This is a genomic window from Coprococcus intestinihominis, assembly GCF_040096555.1.
GTDB lineage: Bacteria > Bacillota > Clostridia > Lachnospirales > Lachnospiraceae > Coprococcus_A > Coprococcus_A intestinihominis.
In genome coordinates, this window is the sequence record NZ_JBBMEK010000059.1 from 1 (window position 1) to 14,032 (window position 14,032).

The window sequence follows — 14,032 nt, forward strand, 5'->3', positions numbered from 1 at the left end:
AAGAAGATCAGGGACTTTATCCGATCAGTGGTGAATACTCAGAGGAACTGCACTCTGTCGGACAGTTCCTTCAGGATGGCAGCCCTGTGATCTTTGAGACATTTTTACATGTGAAAGATCCGCAGGCGTCCATGATCGTCCATCCGGATGGTCGTGTGAAGGATGATTTTGATTATTTGAATGGCAAAGACTTCAGAGAGATCAATGAAGCCGCTTATGGAGCCACACTTCGTGCCCACAGTGAAAAGATGCCATGTATGGTGCTTGAGGTTGAGAAATTAACACCGTACAGTTTCGGAGAGATCTTTTATTTCTTTATGTATACATGCTATGTATCATCGGGAATTCTGGGCGTGAATCCGTTTGACCAGGAAGGTGTGGAAGCCTACAAACAGCGCATGTTCAAAGCCCTTGGCAAGTAGAGGTATTTGGGCGTTAAAAAGAACAGGCCTCTCTTAATGAGAAGCCTGCTGACGTAAGGTTGAGAAAAGTCTGCGGTCACGGTTGAGGGGACAGCAGCTGTCACGTTTGGCAATATAATAAGGCAGAAAGGTTTTAAGCGGCATCCGGTGGCCGCCGCTTACACGGTCAAGGAGCACCTTGAAAGCCATTTTGCCCAGTTCATCTGTCGGAATATGAACGGTAGTGAGCATCGGAGACATATATTGTGCGATATCGATATCATCGATACTGATAACAGAAATATCTTCAGGTACACGGAAGTTCAGCTTTTTTAGAGCATGAAGAACACCGATGGCTGTACGGTCATTGGCACAGAGGATGGCGGAAAGGTCATCACATGTTCTGGCCAGCATTTTCATGCCTTCGTAGCCGCCCTCGGATGTCTGATGGACATTGGCGGTGTTGCGCTGGGCAAATGGCAGATCAAGTTTGGACAGGGCTTCCTTGTAGCCGCTGAAGCGGGGCTCCTTATCCTGCTCACCGATATAGCCGATAACAGAATGACCCAGGGATTTCAGATAGGAAATCGCCGTATAGACAATTTCACTGCTGTCACAGACAACCTGATCGAATTGGAAATCCATTGGGATTAGGCCGGTGTAGACAACATTCTTGCTGAGATTGCTGACCAGAGAAGCAATCCGCTGGTCGTAACGGCCGAGAACAACAATACCGTCAGCGGGAAACTGGGTAAGCTGAGCAGCAGTTTCAGGTCGGCCAAGATCCTGGGAAGTAAAAGAGTAGCGAATGAAATAGCGACTTTTGATGGCTTCCAGTTCCAGAGCCTTTACGATTTGTGAGAAGAAAGGATCTGACATATCCGTATGGGTTCTGGCATAAACACAGGCAATGGACTTGGGATCCGGATCGCGAAGCTCGGCAGACTGTCCGAGCTTGAGATTGCGGGCTGTTTTATTCGGTGAATAGCCGGTACGACGGATAATCTCCCATATACGGGCCTGCACTTTGGGACTGGCTGCTTTTGTATTTTCCTGATTGATGACACGGGAGACTGTGGATACAGAAACTCCCGCTTCCTTTGCGATTTCTTTAAGCGTCATAGATGAACCTCACTGATAGATAAGATGACCGGTTAACGAAAGGGTCATCTGTTATTCCGTTGACAAAGTGTCCATATAGTAGTATAGTACAAAATATTTTTTTTTACAATAAAAGGTGGTAGCATAACATGAAACATGAATATTACCAGTATAATGCAGAGGAGATCCTGTCCAAAGGACCAAAGTTCCCTCTGATTATTATGAAAGACAATGCAGAAGTTTTTAAATCCATGGCAGATGAGATGGCAGATACGATCGTTGAGCATAATGCAAAAGGTGAAAAGACTGTATTTATCTGTCCTGTAGGCCCTGTAGGACAGTATCCTTATTTTGTTGACAGAGTCAACAGCGAGAAAATCAGCCTGAAAAATGTCTGGTTCATCAATATGGATGAATATCTGGATGATAACAAAGAATGGGTGAGCATCGATCATCCGTTAAGTTTCAGAGGCTTTATGAAACGTACTGTTTATGACAAAATCAATCCTGAACTGGTGATGCCGGAAGTACAGAGAATCTTCCCTGATCCAAAGAATCCGGGTCACATTCCGGAAGTGATCGGGCAGCTTGGCGGTGTGGATATCTGCTTCGGCGGTATCGGTATCAATGGCCATGTTGCTTTCAATGAAGCAGACGGAAGTCTCAGCAATGAAGAATTTCTGGCACAGCAGACACGTGTCTTAAAGATCACGCCTGAGACAAGAACAGCCAATGCGATTGGTGATTTTAACGGTGCCCTTGAGGATATGCCGCATTACTGCATCACAATCGGTATCAATGAAATTTCCCATGCACGTAAGATCCGTCTGGGCTGCTTCAGAAACTGGCATCGTGCCGTTGTAAGACGTGCTGTTTATGGTGAACAGACATCTGAATTCCCAGTCAGCTTATTACAGAATCATTCGGATATTAATCTGAAGATTACTGAATTTGTAGCAAGCCTTACAGATTAATATGTTTATCATAGGCGGGGCGTTCAGCAAATGGAAGTATGATTCCCTGCATTTACAGCAGTGTTAAAACAGACAGAGGCGATAACAAAATGAAAACATTAATTAAAAATGGACAGGTTTATATGAACCGCCATTTTGAGAAGAAAGATTTATTGTTGGATGACAGAAAGATTGCTGTGATCGGAGATTTTCTTGAGCCGGAAGACGCGGATACAGCAGTATATGATGCGGAAGGCTGTTATGTCACACCGGGATTTATCGATGTGCATACACATGGTGGTTTTGGTGTAGATGTCAATGCAGCCACACAGGAAGATTACGAGAAAATCGGCCATTTCTTTGCAAAGGAAGGCACCACATCCTGGCATTGCTCTATCTTGACGGATACCGAAGAGCAGACAGACTGGTGCATTAAAGAAGCTGTGAAGCATTATGAAACCAATACAGCAGCAGGACAGCCGCACGGCAATTGTGCGGATCTGATGGGAATCCATCTGGAGGGACCGTTCCTGGCATCGGAGTACAAAGGGGCGATGCCCGAATATCTGCTTCGTACAGCGGATATGCCGCTGTTAAAGCACTATCAGGAGACAGCAGGCGGTTTTATTCATTACATAACTGTATCACCGGAAGTTGCAGGTATTCCGGAGCATGTCAAAGATATCACTGAGATGGGCATCAAAGTGGCTATCGGTCATTCCGGTGCGGATTATGCCACATCCTGGAAATGTATCGATGCCGGTGCAGCAGCCGCAACCCATACATTTAATGCGATGCGCCTGTTCCATCAGCATGAGCCGGCCATCATGGGTGCGGTTCTTGAATCGGATGTATACTGCGAAGCTATTTGCGATGGCCGACATCTTCATCCGGGTTCTGTCCGTTTCCTTTTGAAAATGAAGGGGTATGACAGAGTCATTGCCATCACAGACTCCATTATGGCCGCAGGACTGCCGGACGGCAACTACAAACTGGGAGTCAACGATGTCATTGTTGAAGAAGGTGATGCCAAACTCAAAGACGGTACAAGAGCCGGCAGTACCCTGACAACGGGACAGGCATTCAGAAATCTGATGAAATTCACCGGCGAAAGCCCTGAGAAGATTCTACCATTGCTGACAGAGAACCCGGCCACCATGTTAGGACTGCAGAACAGCATTGGCTTCATCGGCGAAGGCAGAGATGCCGACGTGCTGATCATGGACAGCGAATTCCAGATAAAAGAAACATTCGTCAAAGGACGTCGAATTATTTAGAAAATAGAGAGGAGCTTTAAAAATGCCATTAATTCCATTAAGACCTTTACTTGAAACTGTTGATAAATATCACTATGCGCAGGGTGCTTTCAATGTCAACGCTGTTGCTCAGGCAAAAGCGGCCATTGAAGTGCATGAAATGTTCCGTTCTGCAGCAATCCTGCAGGGTGCAGATCTGGCCAACGGATTCATGGGCGGCCGTACAGATTTCCAGAATGCAACTCTGGAAGACAAGAAGATCGGTGCCAAAAATATTGCCAATGCCGTCAAGAAATATGCTGAGGATTCACCTATTCCTGTTGTTCTGCATCTGGATCACGGCAAGAACTTTGATTCCTGTAAAGCAGCCATCGAAGGCGGTTATACATCTGTTATGATCGATGGTTCTTCACTGCCGTTTGATGAAAATGTAGAGTTGACAAGAGAAGTTGTTAAATATGCCCATGAAAGAGGCGTTTCTGTTGAAGGTGAGCTGGGTGTATTAGCCGGTGTGGAAGATCACGTATTTTCTGCAACATCAACTTACACAAACCCATTAAAAGCTGTTGAATTCTTTAAGAAGACAGGCGTAGATGCGCTGGCTATTTCTTATGGTACAATGCACGGTGCGTCTAAAGGTAAAAATGTTAAACTGAGAAAAGAAATCGTTATTGCCATCAAAGAGTGCCTGATGCATGAAGGTATCTTTGGCGTTTTAGTTTCTCATGGTTCTTCAACTGTTCCAAAATACATTGTTGATGAGATTAATGCCCTGGGCGGCAATATTCAGAATGCCCATGGTATTTCTGTAGATGAACTGAAAGCAGCTATTCCTTGCGGTATCGGCAAGATCAATGTTGATACAGATATCCGTCTGGCTGTTACAAGAAACATGAAAGAATTCTTCCATAACTATCCGGAGAAACGTAACAGCCCATCCATCGGCGGCGTCTATAAACTGCTTGAAGAGAAGAAAGATCAGTTTGACCCTCGTGCATTCCTGCCTCCGATCATGGATACCGTTATGTACGGCAACGTTCCTGATGAAGATGTTGCTGCTCTGGTTGCTGTCATCGAAAAAGGTGTTAAAGAAGCTATTGGTACACTGATTGTACAGTTTGGTTCATTCGGTAAGGCACCGCTTGTTGAGCAGGCAAGTCTTGATGAAATGGCTGAACGCTATAAGAAGATGTAATTGCGTCAATAATAGAAAGTAAAGAAGGAATTCTACAACATGGTCTGGCTGATTGTTGCGACACTTGCTGCTAGTTTTATTAAGGGTGTCTGTGGATTTGCCAATACCCTTGTATTTACCACGATATTGAGTTTTTCGTTCAATAACATTCAAATTACGCCGATGGATCTGATTATTGGCTACCCAGCCAACGTGATCATTGCCTGGAAAGAGCGCAGGCAAATTAACTGGCGAATCAGCCTGCCGGTGGCAGCTCTGATCATTTTCGGCAACATTCCCGGCATTTTTATGCTGAAGAATGTGGACACGCGAACCATCAAAGTGATTTTCGGTTTTTTCATTATCGCCATGGGCATTGAGATGCTGATGCGGGAGAAAGCCGGAAAGAAGCAGAAACAGTCAAAAATCATACTTGGACTGATTGGTGTGCTTTCAGGTCTGTGCTGCGGACTTTATGGTGTCGGTGCACTGCTGGCGGCGTACATGGATCGTGTGACTGAAGACAGCCATGCATTCAAAGGCAATCTTTGTTTTGTATTCTGGATTGAATGTACATTCAGACTGATTGTCTATCCATGCATCGGCATATTGAACTGGCAGATCTTTCGTCAGGCGGTATGTATGATTCCGTTTATGGTGCTGGCGCTGGTTTTTGGCATGAAGTGCTGCGGACATTTGAACGAAATGGTCATCAAGAGGCTGGTCATTATCGTGCTGATATTGTCAGGAATTGCACTTGTTATCCAAAACCTTTGTTAAAATATCTTATGCCCAATCACTTTTCATTATACAAGAGGTGTCGGCTGTGACTGATTCGGTCACAACCGACACCTTTTTTGTGCATATTCAACCAAAATCGGTCATTATTTTTGTGAAGTAGTTTGATTGAATTTGACTGAATCTGGCGTTATAATATGAACATAATAAAGAGCAGGAGGTAACAAGATGATTTATACAGTGACTTTTAATCCATCACTGGATTATATCGTTGCAGTAGACGATTTTCAGCTGGGACTTACCAATCGAACAAGTTCAGAATTAATCCTTCCTGGAGGAAAAGGCATTAATGTTTCAACATTATTAATGAATCTTGGTATAGAAAGCACAGCACTTGGTTTTATGGCCGGTTTCACAGGTGATGAGATTGTCCGTGAGCTGCAGGAAATGGGTGTGAAATCTGATTTCATTCGTATTGATGAAGGCATTTCAAGAATTAATCTGAAGTTGAAATCCATTGATGGCACAGAGATCAACGGCAGTGGACCGGCAATCAGTGCTGACAAAGTTGAACAGCTGATGGTTCAGCTGGATGCACTTGGTGAAGGCGATGTTCTTTTCCTGGCAGGCAGTATCCCATCATCTATGCCGGATGATATGTATCGCCGTATTATGGCAAGACTGGAAGGTAAAGGCGTGATGATCGTTGTGGATGCAACAAAAGATTTATTGCTGAATGTTTTGGAGTACCATCCATTTTTGATCAAGCCGAATAATCATGAGTTGGGTGATATTTTCGGTGTAGAGTTAAAGACAAGAGAAGAAGTTGTTCCTTACGGCAAAAAGCTTCAGAAAATGGGGGCACGCAATGTGCTGATCTCCATGGCCGGCGAAGGTGCCGTTCTGATCGCAGAAGACGGACAGGTATTTGATAAGCCTGCACCGAAGGGCCATCTGGTGAACGCAGTAGGCGCGGGCGATTCTATGGTCGCAGGTTTTATGGCCGGATGGATGGACAAACAGGATTATGAGCATGCCTTCTGTATGGGTATTGCATCAGGAAGTGCCAGTGCATTTTCTGAATATCTGGCTACAAAGAGCGAAATTGAAGCAATTTATAAACAGGTAAGAGTGGAGGATTAAAAACCATGAGAATTACAGACTTATTGGATAAGCAGAGTATTTCCCTTAATGGTGCGCCGAAAGATAAGAAAGAGGCGCTTGATCAGGTCGTAGATCTGATGGCCAAAAGCGGCAAAATTAACGATGTTGAAGCTTACAGACAGAAAGTTTATGCAAGAGAAGAAGAGAGTACAACCGGTATCGGCGAAGGTATTGCCATTCCTCATGGTAAATGCGATGCTGTGACAAAACCGGGGCTGGCAGCCATGGTTGTCAAAGACGGTGTGGATTTTGATTCCCTGGATGGTGAACCGGTGCATCTGATCTTTCTTATTGCAGCTCCGAACACAGAAGATAATATCCATCTGGACGTATTGAGTAAATTATCAGTTCTTTTGATGGATGAGCAGTTTACAGCAGATCTGCTGAATGCCAAATCTGTGGATGAATTTCTTGAAATCGTGGATAAGGCTGATGACGAGAAGAGCGATATTGATGAACGTCTGGCAGATACCGGTGAAGCTGAAGGTGCGCAGGCAAAACTTCTGGCAGTAACAGCCTGCCCGACAGGTATTGCGCATACGTATATGGCGGCAGAAGGCCTTGAGAAGGCTGCAAAGGCAAAGAATTGTTTCATCAAAATTGAGACAAGAGGATCCGGCGGTGCAAAGAACGTGATCACCGATCAGGAAATTGCTGAAGCAGACTGTATTATCGTTACAGCGGATACTCAGGTACCGCTGGATCGTTTTGACGGTAAGAAAGTCATTATCCGACAGGTATCCGATGGTATCAGCAAGGCGGATGAACTGGTAGATCTGGCTCTGTCAGGCAATGTACCTGTTTACCATGCAGCTGAAGGTGCTAAGACAGAGGTTAAATCTTCCGGCGGCGGCATCGGCCATCAGATTTATGCACAGCTGATGAATGGTGTTTCACATATGCTGCCATTTGTTATCGGCGGCGGTATCCTGATCGCCATTGCATTTCTGATCGATGGTCTTTCAATTGATATCAATTCACTGCCGGCGGATCAGAGAGCCAACTTCGGTACCATTACACCAATCGCAGCGATGTTCAAACAGATCGGCGGTGTTGCATTTGGCTTTATGCTTCCGGTACTGGCAGGATTTATCGCCATGGCCATCGGTGACAGACCGGCACTGGCCCTTGGTTTTGTGGGCGGTATGATGGCTGCAAGCGGCAAATCCGGTTTCCTGGGAGCTTTGGTTGCAGGTTTTGTTGCCGGTTATCTGATACTTGCACTGAGAAAAGCATGTGACAAATTGCCGACAGCACTTGAGAAGATTGCACCGGTTCTGATTTATCCAGTGGTGGGTATTCTGGTAATGGGACTTTTTATGATGTTCATTGTAGAGCCGATCATGGGTGGTATCAATACAGGTCTTAACAATGCCTTGACAGGTATGGGAAGTTCAAGTAAAGTGGTATTAGGATTAGTTCTCGGCGGCATGATGGCCATCGATATGGGCGGCCCATTCAATAAGGCGGCTTATGTGTTCGGTACAGCAGCTATTGCAGCGGGCAATTATGATATCATGGCAGCAGTTATGATCGGAGGTATGACACCACCTTGTGCCATTGCCCTTGCAACGATCCTGTTTAAAGATAATTTTACAAAAGAAGAAAGAGAGTCCGGTCCGACAAACTTTATCATGGGTCTGGCCTTTATTACAGAAGGTGCCATTCCATATGCGGCTGCGGATCCGCTGCATGTTTTACCAGCCTGCATCGCAGGTTCAGCTGTTGCAGGTGCGATTTCAATGTTCTTTGGATGTACACTGATGGCACCTCACGGCGGTATCTTCGTATTCCCGGTTGTGGGCAATGCATTGATGTATCTGGTTGCGCTGGTTGTAGGTATGGCAGTTTCTACAGTATTACTTGGTTTGTTAAAGAAAAAGGTTGCTTAAGTTAAAGATTGAAATAATCGAAATAATAAATGATGATTGTCAATAAAGTCAACGAATAATATGAATTGAGGAGGAATTTATCATGAAGGAATTTAAGTATGTGATCACAGACAAAGAAGGTATCCACGCTCGTCCAGCCGGTGAACTGATCAAAGTTGTTAAAGGATTCAACAGCACGATCAAGATTGCCAAAGACGGCAAAGAAGCAGACTGCAAGAGAATGTTCGCTGTTATGGGTCTTGGCGTTAAGAATGGTCAGGAAGTTGTCTTTACATTTGATGGTGAAGATGAAGATGCTGCATGTGAAGCAGTCAGCAAATTCATGAAAGAAAATCTGTAATTTATAATTATTGTAACGACGGCGTTATAAGGAGTTAAACGTGTTCCCGTATCAGCGGGGCGAATTGAAGAGACTGTTGCATGATGGGTGCCCTGTAATGGGTTATGCAGCAGTTTTTTCTTTAACGGAGGAGAATCAGGATGCAGATATATAAAGGTAAAAGTGTTTTTGGCGGTATTGCCATTGGTAAGATCAGTGTTTACAAAAAAGATGAACAGCTTGTTAAGCGTGTCAAAATTGAAGATGCAGATGCAGAAATGGAGAGATACACAGCTGCCCGTAATATTGCGGCTGCACAGCTTCAGAAGTTGTATGATAAAGCGTTAAAAGAAGTAGGAGAGGCTAACGCTGCTATTTTTGAAGTGCATCAGATGATGCTTGAAGATGAAGATTACAATGAATCTGTTGAGAATATTATTCATTCCCAGATGGTGAATGCGGAATATGCGGTTGCCTCCACAGCAGATAATTTTGCCCAGATGTTTGAAGCCATGGACGATGATTATATGCGCGGCCGTGCGGCAGATGTCAGAGATATTTCAGAACGTGTGATCACTGTTCTGGCAGGCGGTGCAGGCAGCGGACTTGATTCTGATGAATCTGTTATCATTGCGGCAGACGATCTGGCACCATCAGAAACTGTTCAGCTGGATAAGGATAAGGTTTTATCCTTCGTTACAGCCCACGGTTCAGAGAATTCCCATACGGCTATCCTTGCACGTACTATGGGTATTCCGGCATTGATCGGTACCGGTATTGATCTGGATGAGACCGTTGACGGCAAGCTTGGTATTGTAGATGGCACCAATGGTGTTGTTTATGTTGATCCGGATGCTGAACTGTTGGAAGAAATGAAGAAGAAACAGCAGGAAGAGCAGGAGAAAAAACGTCTTCTTCAGACATTAAAGGGCAAAGAAAATATTACACTTGACGGTCAGAAAGTGATGCTGTATGCTAATGTAGGTAATATCAAGGATCTCGGTATTGCACTGCAGAATGATGCAGGCGGTATCGGACTTTTCAGAAGTGAATTTATTTATCTGGGACAGGATCATTATCCGACAGAGGAGGAACAGTTCCAGATTTATAAGACTGTGGCAGAGACTATGGCCGGAAGAAGAGTTATCATCCGTACACTGGATATCGGAGCTGACAAGCAGTGCGATTACTTTGAATTGGACAAAGAGGACAATCCTGCAATGGGGCTCCGCGCCATCCGTATCTGTCTGACACGTCCGGAGATTTTCAAGACACAGTTGCGTGCGCTTTTCAGAGCCAGTGTTTATGGCAATATCAACATTATGTATCCGATGATTATCAGCGTTGATGAGGTCCGTCAGATTAAAGCCATTGTTGAAGAAGTGAAGGCCGAACTGGCAGAACAGGGAATTGAATACGGCAATCCGGCACAGGGGATCATGATCGAGACACCGGCCTCTGTGATGATGAGCCGGGAATTGGCAGAAGAAGTAGATTTCTTCAGTATCGGTACTAATGACCTGACACAGTATACACTGGCCATTGACCGTCAGAATTCAAAACTTGACAAGTTCTTTGATTCCCACCATCCAGCAGTCCTTCGTATGATTCAGATGACCGTTGAGAATGCTCACAAGGCAGGTATCTGGTGTGGTATCTGCGGTGAATTGGGCGCTGATCAGGCTTTGACAAAGGATTTTCTGGCGATGGGTGTCGATGAGCTTTCTGTATCTCCGGGAAGTATTCTTCCGCTTCGTAAGATTATCCTTGAGACCGATGTCGAAGCGTATAAGAAGTCAAAACAGACAAAATAATACAAGATTGAATCGACATAAACAGATGAAGGATGTCTCTCATTTGCAAATGAAGATTGAAATAGGCAACAGATTAATTCAGACTGCGTCACCATCAGGTGGCGCTGTCTTTGCAGAGTAGAAGAAGTAACTGCGAGGGTACAACGCAGCTGCAATAAGAGGAAATTATGCTGACAGAGCAACGATATGAAACAATTTTACGAATGTTGGATGAAAGAGGAAGTGTGACGGTCACAGAACTGAAAGACCTGCTGGATGCTTCGGAATCTACGGTGCGCCGTGATATCACAGCTCTTGGCAAAGCCGGCCGTCTGATCAAGGTTTTTGGCGGGGCCATTGCGATGGAGCATATTATGACAGGCAGTGAACCGACGGTCGCCCAGAAGGTAGAAGTGAATAAGGAAGAAAAGTGTCGGATCGCGTCTTATGCAGCCAGCCTGATCGAACCGGAAGACTTTATTTTCCTGGATGCCGGTACCACAACGGGATACATGATGGATTATCTGGAGGAGAAAAACGCTACATTTGTCACCAATGCGGTGGTGCATGCCCAGAAGCTGGCTGAGATGGGGATGAAAGTGCTGTTGGTAGGCGGAGAGCTGAAGAGTTCCACAGAAGCGATTGTCGGGGGCCAGGCGACGGAGATGATCCGTCGGTATCATTTCACGAAGGGATTTTTCGGTACCAACGGTGTGACGAAGAAAACGGGATTTACCACACCGGAAGCCAGTGAAGCGGTTGTCAAAGAAATCGCTATGGCTCATTGCCGCGACCGATATGTTCTTGCGGATCATGACAAATTCGGCAAAGTCAGTTCCGTAACCTTTGGAGCTTTTCAATCGGCAATTATCCTGACGGATCGTAAAGTTCCGGGAATTGAGGACGCCGGGAATGTGATTGTGGTATAAAGAGAATGAAATATTGCTGGCACGGAGTATCAACAAAATAAATTATGAAAAATAAAAATCCACTTTTGTAGAAAAGTCTATGAAAGTGGATTTATTTTTCAAAAGTGAAAAAAGATCGATGTTCTATGATATAATAAATCCATTGGATCAATTTTAAGGAGGACAATTTCTGAATGAAAAAAAGAATTTTGGCGGTTATGATGACAGCGGCTATGGTGCTGGGAGCGCTTACAGGCTGTGGTCAGTCTTCTAAGGATGATAAGACAGAATCAGCCACAGCAGCAGAAACAGAAACCATCAGCTATGATGTACTGACCCAGGTGCGTGTAGGGTATATGCCGAATTATGAATCTCTCTGGGAAGTGGCCACAGCGATTAATAAAGGTTATTTTGAAGAACAGGGACTGGATATCAAGTTATCTTCTTTTCAGGTTGACGAGGCGGGAATAGGGTTAATGGCATCAGGGTCTGTTGATGTGGCTTATATCGGAGCGGATGTGCATAAGCGGTGTATTGAAGGCGCGGCGCAGATTTTCTGCAGTAGCTTGAAGGTTTCCGGTGAAACTGCCGATTGCCAGGGCTGGGGATGCCTGCCGGGTTATGTGGAGGCCAACAAGGATATCCTTGTGAGATTTACAAAAGCACTTTATAAGGCTATGGATTATGGCTCACAGGAAGCCAACTATGATGAAGTGGCCGGTTATGTTGCGGATATCTGCGGTGCAGATAAAGCAACTGAATTGGAACAGGCAAAAGAAGGCAACTGGATTGACAGCAAGACACTTCTTCAGTATCTGGGAGACGGTACATTGAAGAAATACTATGAAAGCCAGCAGAAGAATTTCATCGATGCTGGTGATGTAGACAAGAAAGTACCGATTGAAGATTATGTACTGTTTGATGTGATGGAAGAAGCCGGCAAATAGTGTTTTATAACTTTATAAATGAGTGAAGAAAGAGATGAACAAATCGGAAATGGATGCGTTTGTCTCTTTTTTTGTGGGAATTAAATGTGTAAAATTGAATACATAATACAAAATACTAATATTCAGATTGAATACTGTATACAATCATGATATAATCAAATTACAAAAGAGATAAAACATTATTTGACATAAGGAGGTACCGTTATGGGTAGAGAGATTAATCAGAGAAAAGCAGCGATTATTGGTTGTGGTTTTGTTGGTTCAGCAACAGCATTTACATTAATGCAGAGTCAGCTTTTTTCAGAGCTTGTTTTGGTAGATGTAGATTTTGACAAGGCAGACGGAGAAGCAAAAGATATTGCTCATGGTATTCCTTTTGCGGGTCAGATGAAAATACATGCAGGGGTCTATGAAGATTTGAGTGATGCGGCTATTATTATTGTGACTGCCGGAGCCGGTCAGAAGCCGGGAGAGACAAGATTGGATTTGGTGCATAAGAATGTGGCGATTTATGAAAGTATTATTCCGAGAATTGCAGAACAGAATAAGGATGCGATATTACTGATTGTTTCCAATCCGGTAGATATTCTGACTTATACAGCTTTGAAACTCAGCGGCTATCCTGAGAATCGTGTACTTGGTTCAGGAACGGTTCTGGATACAGCACGATTAAAATATGCTCTTGGTGAGCATTTGAGTGTAGACAGCCGGAGTGTCCATTCCTTCATTATCGGTGAACATGGTGACAGTGAGATTGCCGTATGGAGCAGTGCCAATGTGGCAGGTGTGCCGTTAGACCAGTTCTGCGAGATGAGAGGCCACTATAATCATGAGACAGCTATGAAGGAAATTGCAGAATCTGTTAAAAACAGCGCTTACGAGATTATTGCCAAGAAGCATGCCACTTATTATGGCATTGCAATGTCTGTAAAACGTATCTGCGAGTGCATTATGCGCAATGAAAAGTCTGTTATGCCGGTATCTTCAATAATGCATGGTGAGTATGGAATTGAGGGAATGTGTCTGAGCATGCCGGCTGTTGTCGGCAGTGAGGGTGTAGAGACTCATGTGCCGATTACTATGAACGAAGAGGAAACAAAGAAACTGCAGGAATCAGCAGCAACATTGAAAGAGATTATTGAGGATATTAAACTGTAAAAATCTTAGATGGCATAAGGAATAATGAGTAAATGAGCCGGGAGAACACAATTTTGTGAAGCTCCCGGCTTTTCTATTAATGATAATATACGCATATGCGTAAAGTAAAACAAGATAATATGGAAAGATAATGCAAACCAGAAATTTACTGTGGAATATCCGTTACCAGTGCATCGATATCAGCAGCCTTTGTGATGATGCCCATCTTCAGCAGCCAGTCAGCTGTAT

Annotated in this window: 13 protein-coding genes; 12 read left to right on the forward strand and 1 reads right to left on the reverse strand. The window is 44.3% G+C overall.

The genetic code is table 11. From position 1 onward, the window contains the following. A partial coding sequence (locus WMO25_RS06510; RefSeq protein ID WP_494337434.1) for a phosphoglucose isomerase-related protein occupies positions 1–422 on the forward strand: 422 nt, incomplete at its 5' end. A 33-nt stretch (positions 423–455) separates the two neighbouring features. On the opposite strand, the gene WMO25_RS06515 is transcribed toward WMO25_RS06510, so the two are convergent. Beyond that, complete coding sequence (locus WMO25_RS06515; RefSeq protein ID WP_349084666.1) at positions 456–1,523, reverse strand: LacI family DNA-binding transcriptional regulator; 1,068 nt, start codon at positions 1,521–1,523, stop codon at positions 456–458. A gap of 128 nt (positions 1,524–1,651) precedes the next feature. On the opposite strand from WMO25_RS06515, the gene WMO25_RS06520 reads away from it, so the two are divergent. The 11 genes from WMO25_RS06520 (at position 1,652) to WMO25_RS06570 (ending at position 13,804) form a co-directional block, all read left to right on the forward strand. Beyond that, the gene (locus WMO25_RS06520) at positions 1,652–2,476 is read left to right on the forward strand and encodes a sugar phosphate isomerase family (protein ID WP_215689762.1); all 825 of its coding nucleotides are present in this window, start codon (positions 1,652–1,654) and stop codon (positions 2,474–2,476) included. A gap of 89 nt (positions 2,477–2,565) precedes the next feature. Then, on the forward strand, positions 2,566–3,732 hold the full coding sequence (nagA, locus tag WMO25_RS06525; protein WP_270515533.1) for an N-acetylglucosamine-6-phosphate deacetylase: 1,167 nt from the start codon (positions 2,566–2,568) through the stop codon (positions 3,730–3,732). 22 nt (positions 3,733–3,754) lie between these two features. After that, positions 3,755–4,906: a class II fructose-bisphosphate aldolase gene (locus WMO25_RS06530; protein WP_015513698.1), complete on the forward strand. Its 1,152-nt coding sequence runs from the start codon at positions 3,755–3,757 to the stop codon at positions 4,904–4,906. 39 nt (positions 4,907–4,945) lie between these two features. Next, positions 4,946–5,665: a sulfite exporter TauE/SafE family protein gene (locus WMO25_RS06535; RefSeq protein ID WP_250799544.1), complete on the forward strand. Its 720-nt coding sequence runs from the start codon at positions 4,946–4,948 to the stop codon at positions 5,663–5,665. A 186-nt stretch (positions 5,666–5,851) separates the two neighbouring features. Beyond that, positions 5,852–6,766 carry a 1-phosphofructokinase gene (gene pfkB / locus WMO25_RS06540; RefSeq protein WP_349084668.1) on the forward strand — a complete coding sequence of 305 codons (915 nt, stop codon included), beginning with the start codon at positions 5,852–5,854 and terminating at the stop codon, positions 6,764–6,766. Between the two features lie 5 nt (positions 6,767–6,771). Then, complete coding sequence (locus WMO25_RS06545) at positions 6,772–8,679, forward strand: PTS fructose transporter subunit IIABC (RefSeq protein ID WP_349084669.1); 1,908 nt, start codon at positions 6,772–6,774, stop codon at positions 8,677–8,679. 82 nt (positions 8,680–8,761) lie between these two features. Next, positions 8,762–9,019 carry an HPr family phosphocarrier protein gene (locus WMO25_RS06550; RefSeq protein ID WP_015513702.1) on the forward strand — a complete coding sequence of 86 codons (258 nt, stop codon included), beginning with the start codon at positions 8,762–8,764 and terminating at the stop codon, positions 9,017–9,019. Between the two features lie 140 nt (positions 9,020–9,159). Further along, on the forward strand, positions 9,160–10,812 hold the full coding sequence (ptsP, locus tag WMO25_RS06555; protein ID WP_349084671.1) for a phosphoenolpyruvate--protein phosphotransferase: 1,653 nt from the start codon (positions 9,160–9,162) through the stop codon (positions 10,810–10,812). Between the two features lie 167 nt (positions 10,813–10,979). Further along, positions 10,980–11,720 carry a DeoR/GlpR family DNA-binding transcription regulator gene (locus WMO25_RS06560; RefSeq protein ID WP_349084672.1) on the forward strand — a complete coding sequence of 247 codons (741 nt, stop codon included), beginning with the start codon at positions 10,980–10,982 and terminating at the stop codon, positions 11,718–11,720. Positions 11,721–11,893: 173 nt separating this feature from the next. Then, complete coding sequence (locus WMO25_RS06565) at positions 11,894–12,646, forward strand: hypothetical protein (RefSeq protein WP_117541189.1); 753 nt, start codon at positions 11,894–11,896, stop codon at positions 12,644–12,646. A gap of 204 nt (positions 12,647–12,850) precedes the next feature. Next, positions 12,851–13,804, forward strand: a complete 954-nt coding sequence (locus WMO25_RS06570) for an L-lactate dehydrogenase (protein ID WP_349084674.1) — start codon at positions 12,851–12,853, stop codon at positions 13,802–13,804. The last annotated feature ends 228 nt before the right edge of the window (positions 13,805–14,032 follow it).

Coding starts and splice junctions, on each gene's coding strand:
- WMO25_RS06530 (WP_015513698.1), top strand. CDS start 3,755: ATGCCATTAATTCCATTAAGACCTTTACTTGAAACTGTTGATAAATAT.
- WMO25_RS06550 (WP_015513702.1), top strand. CDS start 8,762: ATGAAGGAATTTAAGTATGTGATCACAGACAAAGAAGGTATCCACGCT.
- pfkB (WP_349084668.1), top strand. CDS start 5,852: ATGATTTATACAGTGACTTTTAATCCATCACTGGATTATATCGTTGCA.
- WMO25_RS06515 (WP_349084666.1), bottom strand. CDS start 1,523: ATGACGCTTAAAGAAATCGCAAAGGAAGCGGGAGTTTCTGTATCCACA.
- WMO25_RS06535 (WP_250799544.1), top strand. CDS start 4,946: ATGGTCTGGCTGATTGTTGCGACACTTGCTGCTAGTTTTATTAAGGGT.
- WMO25_RS06570 (WP_349084674.1), top strand. CDS start 12,851: ATGGGTAGAGAGATTAATCAGAGAAAAGCAGCGATTATTGGTTGTGGT.
- nagA (WP_270515533.1), top strand. CDS start 2,566: ATGAAAACATTAATTAAAAATGGACAGGTTTATATGAACCGCCATTTT.
- WMO25_RS06520 (WP_215689762.1), top strand. CDS start 1,652: ATGAAACATGAATATTACCAGTATAATGCAGAGGAGATCCTGTCCAAA.
- ptsP (WP_349084671.1), top strand. CDS start 9,160: ATGCAGATATATAAAGGTAAAAGTGTTTTTGGCGGTATTGCCATTGGT.
- WMO25_RS06545 (WP_349084669.1), top strand. CDS start 6,772: ATGAGAATTACAGACTTATTGGATAAGCAGAGTATTTCCCTTAATGGT.
- WMO25_RS06560 (WP_349084672.1), top strand. CDS start 10,980: ATGCTGACAGAGCAACGATATGAAACAATTTTACGAATGTTGGATGAA.
- WMO25_RS06565 (WP_117541189.1), top strand. CDS start 11,894: ATGAAAAAAAGAATTTTGGCGGTTATGATGACAGCGGCTATGGTGCTG.